Origin of the sequence: Nisaea acidiphila (assembly GCF_024662015.1) — a bacterium.
Taxonomy (GTDB): Bacteria; Pseudomonadota; Alphaproteobacteria; order Thalassobaculales; family Thalassobaculaceae; genus Nisaea; species Nisaea acidiphila.
Genome location: NZ_CP102480.1, coordinates 4,407,363 through 4,419,493, shown reverse-complemented (window position 1 = coordinate 4,419,493; position 12,131 = coordinate 4,407,363). Strand labels below are relative to the sequence as shown.

10 protein-coding genes and 1 tRNA gene are annotated in these 12,131 nt (G+C 57.6%); 3 read left to right on the top strand and 8 right to left on the bottom strand.

The genetic code is table 11. From position 1 onward, the window contains the following. The 4 genes from NUH88_RS20675 to NUH88_RS20660 all read right to left on the bottom strand — a co-directional run bounded on the left by NUH88_RS20675 (nt 1) and on the right by NUH88_RS20660 (nt 3,373). Nucleotides 1-321 carry a hypothetical protein gene (locus tag NUH88_RS20675; protein ID WP_257768657.1) on the bottom strand — a complete coding sequence of 107 codons (321 nt, stop codon included), beginning with the start codon at nt 319-321 and terminating at the stop codon, nt 1-3. 195 nt (nt 322-516) lie between these two features. After that, a complete protein-coding gene (locus NUH88_RS20670) occupies nt 517-1,347 on the bottom strand; it encodes an aldo/keto reductase (RefSeq protein WP_257768656.1) in 831 nt (276 codons plus the stop codon). A gap of 29 nt (nt 1,348-1,376) precedes the next feature. Further along, the gene (locus tag NUH88_RS20665; RefSeq protein WP_257768655.1) at nt 1,377-2,441 is read right to left on the bottom strand and encodes an isocitrate/isopropylmalate dehydrogenase family protein; all 1,065 of its coding nucleotides are present in this window, start codon (nt 2,439-2,441) and stop codon (nt 1,377-1,379) included. Nucleotides 2,442-2,494: 53 nt separating this feature from the next. Continuing rightward, nucleotides 2,495-3,373 (bottom strand): alpha/beta fold hydrolase, encoded by an 879-nt coding sequence (locus NUH88_RS20660; protein ID WP_257768654.1) that lies wholly within the window; start codon nt 3,371-3,373, stop codon nt 2,495-2,497. Between the two features lie 229 nt (nt 3,374-3,602). Here NUH88_RS20660 and NUH88_RS20655 point away from each other — a divergent pair, with 229 nt between their 5' ends. Next, nucleotides 3,603-4,520, top strand: a complete 918-nt coding sequence (locus tag NUH88_RS20655; protein WP_257768653.1) for a DMT family transporter — start codon at nt 3,603-3,605, stop codon at nt 4,518-4,520. A gap of 13 nt (nt 4,521-4,533) precedes the next feature. On the opposite strand, the gene NUH88_RS20650 is transcribed toward NUH88_RS20655, so the two are convergent. Next, on the bottom strand, nt 4,534-7,797 hold the full coding sequence (locus tag NUH88_RS20650; RefSeq protein ID WP_257768652.1) for a PAS domain-containing protein: 3,264 nt from the start codon (nt 7,795-7,797) through the stop codon (nt 4,534-4,536). A gap of 99 nt (nt 7,798-7,896) precedes the next feature. Continuing rightward, complete coding sequence (locus NUH88_RS20645) at nt 7,897-8,946, bottom strand: hypothetical protein (protein WP_257768651.1); 1,050 nt, start codon at nt 8,944-8,946, stop codon at nt 7,897-7,899. 477 nt (nt 8,947-9,423) lie between these two features. Between NUH88_RS20645 and NUH88_RS20640 the strand changes: the two genes are divergently transcribed. Together NUH88_RS20640 and NUH88_RS20635 are read left to right on the top strand one after the other, a co-directional pair. Beyond that, a complete protein-coding gene (locus NUH88_RS20640) occupies nt 9,424-9,822 on the top strand; it encodes a hypothetical protein (RefSeq protein ID WP_257768650.1) in 399 nt (132 codons plus the stop codon). A gap of 124 nt (nt 9,823-9,946) precedes the next feature. Next, nucleotides 9,947-10,022, top strand: a tRNA-Thr gene (locus NUH88_RS20635). A gap of 12 nt (nt 10,023-10,034) precedes the next feature. On the opposite strand, the gene NUH88_RS20630 is transcribed toward NUH88_RS20635, so the two are convergent. Together NUH88_RS20630 and NUH88_RS20625 are read right to left on the bottom strand one after the other, a co-directional pair. Further along, complete coding sequence (locus tag NUH88_RS20630; protein WP_257768649.1) at nt 10,035-11,150, bottom strand: PAS domain-containing sensor histidine kinase; 1,116 nt, start codon at nt 11,148-11,150, stop codon at nt 10,035-10,037. Nucleotides 11,151-11,290: 140 nt separating this feature from the next. Further along, entirely contained in the window at nt 11,291-12,019 is a 729-nt protein-coding gene (locus NUH88_RS20625) for a CHASE domain-containing protein (RefSeq protein WP_257768647.1), read from the bottom strand. Nucleotides 12,020-12,131 lie beyond the last annotated feature (112 nt).

Here is a 12,131-nt window from a genome sequence, read left to right as displayed (position 1 = left end):
TCAAGAACCGAGTTTGACCGAACGGGAACGGATATCGTCGAACTTCGGGTTCGGATTCATATCCGACATCGGATCGCTGTATTCACCGTGCTCGGCAAATATTGTCGCGTTCTCAAGCGCGGTCTTCTCGACCTTGCGGGTCTCGCGGGGGTTCAGCATCCGGAAGGCTTTGTCAGCATCGCTGTAGGCTTTTGTCTCAAGTGACTTCGCCGCCTTGGCGATCGCCTCATGAACAAAACCGGTGCCGACCGTCCGATCCACCGCTTCCGCAAGGATCTCCAGGCTCTTACGCTCAACAAACCTGTTATCGACGGCACTCATCGCCTCACTCCACCTTGTCGTGCTTTAAAGCCCTGACACCGCATATTGTGGGGATTCGGCGATTCTTTGCCAAGCTCTTTTTAAGCACAAAGCATACAGATGCACTCACCCATCAAACATAGCGCGAAATATCACAATACAATCCGCATCTTAAGTGAAACGCGCCTGAGCCTTTAAAGTTCAAAATTTTAGCCCCTACAGGACTTCAAGCGCGCTTCTGCCACGTGGCGGAGGAAAAACAGCGTCCAAGCGGGCAAGGTCGTCTGAATCCAACACAAGATCCGCAGCCGAACGGTTTGCCCGGACATGGTTGGGATTCGAGGCCTTTGGAATGGCGATAATGTTCTGATCCCGCAGCACCCAGGACAGCGCCACTTGCGCAGCCGAAACCCCATGCTTTCGGCCGATGTCGTCCAGTTCCGGAGCCGATAACCTCCCCTGCTCCAATGGCGAATAAGCCATCAGAGGCATAGCCCGGTTCCGGGCCCAGGGAACGAGATCCCATTCGATGCCGCGGCGCGTAAGATTGTAGAGGACTTGGTCGGTCTGGCAGTTTCCCGCGCCGGCCGCCTGTTCCCACGCGTTCATCGCGTCGGTGTCGAAATTGCTGACTCCGTAGCCGCCGATTTTTCCTGCCGCCCGCAATTCCTCGAATGCCTCGACCGTCTCGTACAGCGGATGGGAGCCCGGCCAGTGAAGCAGGTAAAGATCGATATGGTCGGTGCCGAGCCGCTTCAGGCTGGCCTCGCAGGCCGCAATTGTGCCTTTCCGACTCGCATTATATGGCAACACCTTGGAAACGATGAATACTTCCGCCCGGCAATCGCGGACCGCCTCGCCGACAACTTCCTCGGCTCCGCCATTGGCGTACATTTCCGCAGTGTCGATCAGGGTCATGCCGAGTTCGACGCCGAGCCGAAGGGCCCGGGCCTCCTCTGCCCTGCTGGCACCGCGCTCGCCCATATGCCAGGTTCCCAACCCGAGCGACGGAACCTTTCGTCCGTTTGGCAATGAGATCTCACGCATAGTCGCTCCTCTGTCTCACCAACCCCGGGTCATGCATCGCTCACGCGTCGCGCGACTGCCGTACCGAAGGCGGCAGTTCCCAGACTGCCGCCGGTATCGCGCGTCCGGCTTTCCGCCGCCGCCACGCAGTCCATCACCGCTTTCTCGATTGCCCGCGCGCCCTGCCGCAACGCATTGCTGTCGCTACGGTCCGCCAGCCAATCAAGGAGCATGCCGGAGGACAGCATCAGAGAACTCGGATTGGCAACATCCTGACCCGCGATATCGGGCGCCGAACCGTGAGCGGCTTGGGCGACCGCGTGCTTAGCGCCGGCGTTGAGCGAACCGGCGAACCCAAGACCGCCGGCGAGTTCAGCCGCCTCGTTCGAAAGTACGTCACCGAACATGTTTGAGGTGACAATCACGTCGAACACCGACGGGCTGCGCACCAGATGCGATGCCATCGCATCGACAAGCACTTCGTCGACGGCCACTTCCGGGAATGCCGATGCGGCTTCTTTCGCAGCCTCGAGAAACAGGCCGTCGCTCAGCTTCAGGACGTTGGACTTGGTCACGATCGTGAGCTTCTTGCGCCGCGTCATCGCGAGTTCGGCCGCTGCGCGCCCGATCCGGCCCGCGCCCTCCCGCGTAATTTTGCGGACAGCGAGCGCCATGTCCTTGTCCGGCATAAACTCGCCACTTCCCGCGAACATGGTTCGGTCAGCATAGAAGCCCTCGGTATTCTCCCGCACGATCACGAGATCCATGTCCTTGACCAGCGTCGCTTCGTTGCCGACGGAGCGGCTCGGGCGGATATTTGCGAACAGATCCATGCGCCGCCTGAATTCGGCTGACGGGTTGAGACCGCCCTCGTCGCGCGGCGGGTAACTGGCGGTCGAAACCGGCCCCAGAACGACACCATCGGCCGCTGCTGCGCGTTCAAAAACCTCGTCCGGCAAGGTAATGCCGTCACTGGCGAGCGCGGCCTCCCCTATCGCATGTTCCTCGAATTCCAGCCCGAGTCCGAACCGCTCCGATGCCGCGGACAAGACGACCCGCGTGGCCGCAACGATCTCGGGCCCGATGCCGTCTCCCGGCAAAATCACGAGTTTCATCTGTTTCCCCCTTACTTTCGACTGCCGTCATTGCGGCATTGGTTCAGTTTCTCTCAGGCCGAGCGCCGCACCATCTCTAGGAAACTGCGGTTGAATTCATCAGCGGCCTCGTATTGGACCCAGTGACCGGCCGCTTCTATGACAGCAACATGGGCGTCCGGATCGGCCGCGCGCACAGCTGCGTTCCGTCGTTCCAGCATGCCAAGTGCCGTCACATCCTCGGCGCCCCAGATCGCGTTGCGCCGCGCGCGGATCTTCGGCAAAGCCTGAAGCACTGTATCCGACAGGGAAAAGGGCCGGGAGCGGAACCGTGCGCGGTCCGTGTTACAGAGCTGAATATCGACCGCAAGATCATCCACCTTTGAGGGGTCGGCAAACATCAACACCTCGAGATTGTTGCGTGCCGCGGTCCTGCGCGTCGCCTCATCCATGTCACGCCGGATCCGAATCAACCCGTCGGTCGGTCGGTCACGGGGCCCGAAGCCGGCCGCCCCCACGAGCGTGAAACTGCGGACCCGCTCCGCGTAACTCACAGCAAGCAAACTTCCCGGAACCGCGCCGAACGAGAAGCAGCCAAGATCAAATCGCACATCCGGGCCGAGGATCTCATCCAGCCCATTGCTCAATATGCGCGCGAGATGTTCGGGGTCCCCCGGGTCGCCCGGCACATCGCTCTCCCCCAACCCCGGTAAATCCGGCGCAATCACGGTAGATTCACGGGCAAGGGTTACGATGTTACGACACCAGTGATTCCAGGAACCGAATCCGCCATGCAGCAGAATTATGATTGGTCCGGAACCCCAACGACGCCAAACCATACGTCCGTTGCCGCAAGGTGTTTCGATACGCTCGGACTGGCGGTCGAGCCTCTCGAGCAGGTCGGAATTGACAGCCTCTCTTACGGCCATCGCCCCAGAATTGTCAGATTGCATGATCGGGATATTCAATCGGAAGGATGCGCGCTTTTCTAGACCTATAGCAGATTTACGGTCCCGGGTTCCGGCAAAATCACCCGCCGCACAGGGACACTTAGCCACCCCTGAAACACCCTTAAAACTCAAAGATAAAGCGATTGACAACAACTAAAAAGACAGCCGCAATGGCGTCGTCAGGACATATGTAAGAAGCTTTATGCCAGATAGTGCAGAGACCTCCAAAAGCTTGGCATCCGACCAGCGAGAACGCTCGACCGTGTTCCAGATCTGGCATCGCGCGCCCGAAAATGTAAAAGGCTGTATTTGGCTTGTTTTGGCATCGCTGTTTTTCGCGGTAATGACGGCCGCGATCAAGGACGTCGGTCAGAGGATACCGGTCTGGGAGATCCTTTTCATCCGGCAGCTCTGCGTCATCGCCATTCTCGGTCCGCAGCTCTATCGATCCTTTCCCGCCGGTTTCAAGACAGAACGCTTACATCTGCACGGATTGAGGGTTGGCTTTTCCCTCCTCGCCATGACAACCGGCTTTACCGCCGTGATTTATATGCCACTCGCCCAGGTAACGGCGATTTCCTTCGCACGGACTCTGTTCATCACACTGCTCGCAGTTCTCATTCTAAAAGAGGTTGTCGATCTCAAACGCTGGGGCGCGACCGTTTTCGGCTTCCTCGGTGTTCTGATCGTGCTGCAGCCAAGCCTCGACGGGATAGATTTCTATGCGGGTTTGGCGATGGCCTCCGCAATGTCGCTGGCGGTCGTGATGGTTCTCACCCGGATCATGGCAAAGACCGAGTCCCCGATGGCGATCATGACCTACCAGTCATTCGGCCTTACAATTGCCTTCGCCATCCCGGCGATCCTGATGTGGCAGACACCGACAGCCTGGGAACTTCTGACAATGGTGGTCACCGGCGTTCTTATGACCCTGGCGCAGTATTCGAACATCAAGGCTTACAAGCACGGTGAAGCTTCCGCAGTGCAGCCCATGGAATACACCAGGCTGGTCTTCGCGGGCCTGATCGGTGTGATGTTCTTTCAGGAAGTGCCCAGTCTCTGGACCGTGGCCGGCTCAATCGTCATTTTCGTCGGCGCGATCTACTCGGTCAGGGAAATGCGGCGCGACGCCCGCATGGCACAGGAGTAATCGCGGTCCCCTATTACTCCTCGCCGACATGCGGCATGAGCCCCCGCTCATAGAGGTTGGCCATAAGCTGCCGCAACCGTCCCCAATCGACAGGCTTGATCTCAAAGTCAGTCAACCCTGCATCGAGATATTTCTGTCGGTGCTCAAGCATCGCATCAGCAGAAAGACCGACGATTGCCGTCTCGCAGTTCGGCCCGCCGCCGGCGCGGATTTCGCGCGTCGCATCCGGCCCGTCGAGTTCCGGCATCTGCATGTCCATCAGAATAAGATCGTAGAGTTCTTCAGACGACTTATCGACCGCTTCCCGCCCGTCGGAAGCGATCTCCATACGGTGTCCCCACTTGGCAAGCATCATGGAAATCAGGTCCGCATTCAGCGCGTTGTCCTCGGCAAGCAGGATGCGGAGGGGCGGCGTTTCCTTGGGATCGCAGGACGGCGAGACCGACGGCTGGACAGTCTCCCCGGCCGCGGCGTCTTCGGCTTCTCCCGCACGGCCGCCCAAGCCGAGTTTCACCTCGAAGCTGAACGTGCTTCCCCTACCGAGCTCGGATGCGACGGCGATATCGCCCTGCATCGCCTCAACAAGCCTGCGGCAGATTGAAAGTCCGAGACCGGAACCGCCGAACTTCCGCGTGGTGGAGGTGTCGACCTGATCGAACTGGTTGAACAATCTCGGCATGGCCTCTTCTGGAATCCCCATTCCGGTATCGGAAACCGCGCCGCAGACCATGACGACATCATCCTGGACAGATGTATCCAAGCTCAGATTGACACTGCCTTCGGCGGTAAACTTGACCGCGTTGCTCACCAGATTCGCAAACACTTGTTTCAGGCGAAGCGGGTCACCGCGCACTTTGGTAAGAGCGCCGTTCTCGACCGTAAAACTCAGCCGGACGCCTTTATCGGACGCAGCGCTCCGGAACAGGTCGACGGTTTCGCGCGCCAGATCCGCAAGATCGAAATCGATGTCCTCAAGGACCAACTGCCCGGCTTCGATCTTCGACAAGTCGAGGATATCGTTCATCAGGTTCAGCAATGTGTTGGCACATTGGCTGAGAATATCGAGGTAACCTCGCTGGGATTCGTTCAGCTTCTCGGCCTTCAGCATATCGACCATGCCTAGAAGCCCGGTCATCGGCGTCCGGATTTCATGGCTCATCATTGCGAGGAATTGGGATTTTGCCTCGTTCGCCGTTTCCGCCGCTTGCCGTGCGGCATCGAGATCTTCGGCGAGTTTCTCCAATGCATCATTCTGTTCGGAAAGCCGGGCCCGAGCCGCCTCGAGCGCCTTTTCCCGGCGCTTCAGATCGGTCACATCGGTCACCGTCGCGACAATCCCGCCATCGCGGGTGGGCCTTTCGGCGATAAGGAACACGCGGCCATCCGGGACCTCGACAACCATAGGATCGTCCGCCGGCTCAAGGTGACTGCGGACACGCTCCGCGATCCATGCCTCAGGATCATCAACACCAGCCGGCAGCAGATCCTTCTCGTGCAGCAAACGCAGGTAGCTCTCGAAGGACAGCCCCTGCACGACCTCCTCCGCGATCTCAGGCCGCAGGTTCTTGTAGGTACTGTTGAAGATCAGCAAACGGTCAGACGAATCAAAATAAGCGAACGCTTCGTCGATCGATTCTATTGCCTCGGCGAGATGCCGCTCGCTACGCCGGATTTGCTCCTGGGCCTCCTTGATCTCGGTGACATCCACGAGCACACCGGTCAGATCAATTCTATCCTCAGTCACGGCAACGACATCGGACATATTCCGGATCCAGCGAACCCCTCTCATGGGCAGTTCGTAACGCGCCTCAACGCGAACCTGGTCCCCCGTCCGCAATTCCTGCTCCAGCGCTTCACGGAGAACATCCACGTCTTCCGCGATCGGAACGAGACTGGTGGTAATACCCACCGGGCTCGCATCCTCGAACCCGAGAATTTCCTCGGCCTTCGGACTGACATAGGTAAAAAATGGAACGTGATCGTCCCCAAGAGACCATTGGCAGAGAACGCCCGGAACCGTTCGCGCGATTTCCCGGAGCCGGGCCTCGCTTCGCGCCACTCGTTCTTGATCTATCTTCCGACGGGTCGTATCCACAATCGCGCCGACGACCCGGTGCACGCTTCCGTCCTCGCCCGCCATCGCACGGCCGCGCCAATGAATCCAATTGACCCGCCCATCGAGAGAGCGCACCCGAACCTCGATATCCATCATCGCGCGGTGGGCGATACAGGCCCGGCACTGACCTTTGAAATGCGACAGATCATCCGGATGAACCAGCGCTGAAAGTCCATCGAGAGTGACTGGAGGCTCCTCAACCCCGTGGGTAAGAATATCGGCAGCAAAGTCGGACCAGTAAAAACTGTCAGAGAGACTGTCGTATTCCCAAACGCCGATCCCTCCGGCAAAAACGGCGAGCTCGTAACGTTCCTTGATCTTGGCCAGTTCCTCGCTCGCTACGCGCTGTTCGGTAACGTCGCGGCGCAAGGTGATGTGGGCACCCTTCTCGGTCCGGAATTCGCGCGCGGAATAGAGCCGCCCACTTTTGTGGCGGCGATCTCCGAGTTCGGACACGCCGGAGTTTCTAACGCGCAGACGCTCGGCGATATAGGTTTCCGGATTTTCCCGCGCCAGCGGACTGTCTATTACGCCATTCTCAAGGCTGATCCGAAGAATTTCCTCGAAGCTTTTGCCTTCCAGGTCGTCAAGTTCCTTCAGGTATGGAAACAGCTCGAAATATCTGGGATTCGCATAAACGTAGCGGTCGTCCGGATCGTATATGCTGACCGCTTCGTCCAACGCGTCGATGGTTTCTCTCAGCAAATCGTTGACGCGGTTCGTTCGTTCGATGTCCTGGCGCGTGGAGACGTCGAGGAACACTCCGACAACCGCAATGACATTGTTTTCCCGGTCCAGCTCCGGAACGCCCCGAGAAACAACGTTCCGGACGGCTCCGTCGGGTCTGCGGATCCGTAGGGAGAATTCGAACGGCTCTCTCTGCTCGATGCATTTCTGGACTTCGGCCTGGACGGTCGGCCGGTCCTCAGGGACGTAAGCATTGAGGGCCGCCTCAAGGTCAGGCGGCCCGTCACCGGGGTTCATTCCGTGGATGTGAAACACCTCATCGGACCAGAAAACCGTATTCGTACTGAGATCGAGACGCCAATACCCGAAACCGGCAAGCCGCTCGGCCATCTGCAGAAGATCGGCACGCGTCTCCGTTCCCGGCCCGGCGATCTGATTCGCCTCTGTTCGTTGAGCCGGTTTCCCTTGGCTCATGATTGACGGCGCCCCTCGTCAAAATTCCGACCTGTCAGGACTAGGCGCCAGCCCAAGCCCCGTCCTTTCACCCTCGGTGCCGTCTCTCGACGTACCTCGTCAGCTTACTGCACCGACCTTCTGTTCGATATCCTTGATCCGCTTCAACCCCGGTTTGATCTCGGAATTGATGAATTCCAGCCGTTTAACCGGTCCGCCGCCGTGGTTCGGAAAGCGCGCTTCATAAAGGTTGAGCTTCACCGCGAGACCGCAGAGCACGGCACCGATACTGACATGGTGAGCGGTCACCAGTTCCTGGAAGGATTGGAAGGAGTCGGCACTGATATTTTCCCAGAAATCGTGCGATCTGTGATTGAAATATTCGAATCGCCCGACGAGAGATGTCGAAATCTCGTTCAGATCAGATTCGATATCAATCAGGACCTTCAGCTGGTTCCGGTCGTTCTGAATCTGATAGTTGCTATGCAACTCCTCCATCCAGCCGATGAAGCTGGGAAGCTGCGACATGATCTTGTCGAGACAGCTGCGGAAGTATGAGAGCGAGAGGAAGATGTCTCCGTAACGCTCCAGAAACTTCGGCACTTCGGTAAGTTCGGTATTCAGTTCCTCGGCCAGTCTCTTCAGCTTGGCAACGGCCTCGTTGCGGTTCGGAGACGCGACCATCTTGATGATCTGCCCGACGTCGCTGATCTCTTCCGTCTTGTCCCCACCATAAACCCGCTGGATCAGGGGACGCGTAAACGCCCGCATATACTCCGTGAGTTCGGCCCGCTTGGCCTCGGACAACTGAAGCGAAGAGTAATCCTCGAAACCGATCTCAAGATTCCTGAGTTCGAGCCGCAGGGAGTAGATATCAAACGACTCTAGGCTCGATAGCTTTTCGAGAATGATCAGGTCGTGCGACAATGCTCCGCCGACATCCTGGAAATAACCGTGCAATTCCTTCGGTTCGACCTGCCCGCTGCCGGATGTCCCGTCGCGAAACAATTCAATCGCGCTTTCCAAGCGTGCATTTTTGATCATGAACGCTTTTTTAAGCCCAGGTGTCTGCAGCGGAATGATGGACAAAGGAAGGGTGTGAAGCGAATCCAACGCCTCTTCGTCTGCCTTGGTCTTTGCGACCGCCTTTTCCTGCACGTCGACGCTCATCGAAGGGGCTCGTTCTGGTTCCACGTAAGCGCTTTTTCACACATTGTGCTTAAGAATTAATAAACGTAAACCCAGTGTGTGTAAAAAACGAAACAGCTACACCGCCCTCCAGTCAGAGAGTTCGCCAGTTCTCCGCGAAAATCGGCTGGCTTTTCGAATTGAAAGCGAACGGCGGAACCACGTTCCGATATACGATTCGCAATTTCGAAAACGCCTTGCTGTCGCGTGGGGAAAAACCCCGAATTCGCCACACAATATGGCGTAGTAGTGTATGTATAACGCGAACAAAAGAAAAACAAAGATAGAACTATAGACTATGCACTGCTACCCGGCCCAATTTACCCGGAGAAAATTCTTAAATCGATTCACGACCGATTCACGATTTCCCGCTTAGAGTTCGAATTGTCGAGGCAACCGGACACTCTGGTCTGCCGTTTTGAGATATCCAAGTAGTCGCCGGTCGACTCGGAGTGAACGATGCTCGAACGTTTAGAATTGAACAATCGGGACCTGCGTGGGCGCGAACTTTATGTTCGTCACCAGCAAGTATACACGTTGCTTGAACTTAACATCCGCTTCGAACAACTGCGCCGCGTCGGAAACGCTCCGCAAGAGATTGAAGAGGCAATGAAGGATCTGTCGGCACTAATTTCGGACACCGTATCGCGCTACGAAGAAGCTGCAGTTTCGGACCGCCGCGCACCTTTCTACTCCGACTCCCAGATTTCGAAGCTGGAAACCGCGTCGAGCCTAGTGAAAGCGCTCTGCGAGGAAAAGGCGCCGATCGGTCGCTTGATGCAGGCCGCCAGAAACGTTGTTTCCGCCGGTTCGCAGCCGCGTTACGCCCCGCCGCGGCTCGTTGTGTCGAACGGCTAAAACGACATCCGACGGCTTCACGTTATCCCAAGCCTCCGCCGATCGCCCACTCCGCACGGCGACCGCCGAACAGTCGTAGTTGACGCCGGGCCCAGCAAGCTGTATCCCGCAGAAATCAAAGGATGCCGGTTTAGCTCAGTTGGTAGAGCATCTGATTTGTAATCAGAGGGTCGGGGGTTCAAGTCCCTCAACCGGCACCAGTTTTTCCGGTTCTATCGGCTTCGCGCCAATGGAAAGGCCAAGTCAACAATCGTTCCAGAGCCGACTTGGCTATGCAGATCGATCGTTCCTCCGTGCAATTCCACGAAACGCTTCACCAGCGAAAGCCCCAGTCCAGACCCTTCGTGACTGAGCAGTGCTGTCTCCCGCACCTGAACGAACGGCTCCATGACGCGAGTGAGCTGTGTCTCCGGAATGCCGATCCCGGTGTCCTGCACGATGATATGGACGGCGCCGGTGTCGTCACGTTCTGAGCGGATTGTAATCGCCCCTCCATGCTCGGTGAATTTGATCGCGTTGGAGACCAAGTTCATAACCATCTGACGGACCAGACGCGTGTCCGCGCGGAGAAACCGTGCATTTTCGGCGGCAACGATCTCAATTGAAATTCCCCGCGACTCAGCGAGACGCCGAAAACCGCGCCGGACGAATTCGAATGCGTCGATCAGTTCGACCTCGTCCTCCGACAGCTCAAAGGTCGAGGATTCGATCTTGGAGAGATCCAGCACATCGTCGACGAGCGAAAGCAGATGCCTCCCCGACGTCACCACATCGTTGGCATATTCCACATATTGCGGCTTTCCGACCGGTCCCAATAGCTGATCGCGAATGATCTCGGAGAACCCGATAATCGAGTTCAGAGGAGTTCTGAGCTCGTGACTCATCCCGGCAAGGAAGTTGCTCTTCGCCCTGTTTGCCGCCTCCGCGTGTTCCCATGCCCGGCGAAGCCGGCGCTCCGTCCGCACCTGCTCGTCGATACAGCGATCGGATCCGCGATAGCCGATAAACCGGCCGATCGCGTCGAACCTCAGTTTTCCCGAAGAAGAGATCCAGGTCTTGGCTCCGTCACGCCGGAGACTGGTGAAAACGAAATTCACGTAGGCCCGATGACGGCCCATTGTCGCGGCATGCTCCTCGAGAGACGTATCCGATGAACCTGCAACTTCGCAATCGATCAGCCTCCTGCCAAGAAAATCGGACGCAGGTCGACCGACAATTTCTTCGAATGCGTCGGACAGGTAAGTGAAATTCTGGTCCTCGTCCGTTTCCCAAAGATAGTCGAACGCGATCTCGGCATAGTCGCGGAATCGCGCTTCGTTTCTCGCCATCTGCCCGACCTGACGAATGACGAGATAAAGAGCGCAAGCAAACAGAATGTTCACTATCAGAACCGGAATGAGAGGCACGAAATGCCAGGTCGGCGAGTGATGAGCCCGAACCGCAACCCGATAGGTCTGATCGAGTATGCTCAGCGTGTGGAAGAGTATCGATTCCACCCCGATCTGTGGTGCATCCGCCTGCTCAAGAACGAGCGTGTCACCGTGATAGATCGCAACAGAGACCACGTTGCGCGGGCCAGGCCCGCAACCGAACCTATCAGGTCATCGAAACAGAAGACGACTTTGACGAAGCCGAGCAACTTACCGTCCTGCTCCACCGGGAAATAACTCGCGAACCCGCCCCCTTTTTGCAGCAACGCAATCGGCGCGGTGGCATGAGGCAGCCCGTCGGTGCGGGCAGCGTTCAACGCCCGCCCAGGAAGATCGAGCGCCCCGAGATTTCTGTCCTTAACAGCCTCATTGCCCTGCAATGGTACGATCCAGCGCGCAACCCCGCCGTGATCGACCCAGTTGACCGCTTGAACGCCGTCAAAATTTTCATGAAAGCGTCGGGCGAGCGAGACGAACTCGGCCCGGCGGATTTCTCCTGGAATCATCGTCAGTTGCGAGACGATCCCACGGACTGCGAGAAACCGCGTATCGATATAGGTCTGCAGGCTTTGCCCGATGTGAGCGCGCGCGAAACGATGCTGTACCGCATGCTGCTCGTCCTCCCGCGCCTGAATTTCCAATTGGGCGTAAAAAGTAGCCGCGAGGACAATGAGAAAGGCAGTCGCCGCAACCAGCCCAGGCGCTCGCGTCAGTCTTTCGCGCATAACCGAAGCAAACATAATCTTCGGCGCTGTCGAACCGGACAAAGCGATCCTCCCTGGACGCTCCGTTTCCGCTGAAGGCGAAATTGATCGAACACTTTAGCGGAAAGACAGGTTCAAGTATCGCGTCAGAGCCCTAATGAAAGGTTTTTCAGGC

What these genes read in the sequence shown, in the direction of transcription:
- NUH88_RS20675 (WP_257768657.1), bottom strand. Translation starts at nt 321, where the DNA reads ATGAGTGCCGTCGATAACAGGTTTGTTGAGCGTAAGAGCCTGGAGATC.
- NUH88_RS20670 (WP_257768656.1), bottom strand. Translation starts at nt 1,347, where the DNA reads ATGCGTGAGATCTCATTGCCAAACGGACGAAAGGTTCCGTCGCTCGGG.
- NUH88_RS20665 (WP_257768655.1), bottom strand. Translation starts at nt 2,441, where the DNA reads ATGAAACTCGTGATTTTGCCGGGAGACGGCATCGGGCCCGAGATCGTT.
- NUH88_RS20660 (WP_257768654.1), bottom strand. Translation starts at nt 3,373, where the DNA reads ATGCAATCTGACAATTCTGGGGCGATGGCCGTAAGAGAGGCTGTCAAT.
- NUH88_RS20650 (WP_257768652.1), bottom strand. Translation starts at nt 7,797, where the DNA reads ATGAGCCAAGGGAAACCGGCTCAACGAACAGAGGCGAATCAGATCGCC.
- NUH88_RS20645 (WP_257768651.1), bottom strand. Translation starts at nt 8,946, where the DNA reads ATGAGCGTCGACGTGCAGGAAAAGGCGGTCGCAAAGACCAAGGCAGAC.
- NUH88_RS20640 (WP_257768650.1), top strand. Translation starts at nt 9,424, where the DNA reads ATGCTCGAACGTTTAGAATTGAACAATCGGGACCTGCGTGGGCGCGAA.
- NUH88_RS20630 (WP_257768649.1), bottom strand. Translation starts at nt 11,150, where the DNA reads ATGGCGAGAAACGAAGCGCGATTCCGCGACTATGCCGAGATCGCGTTC.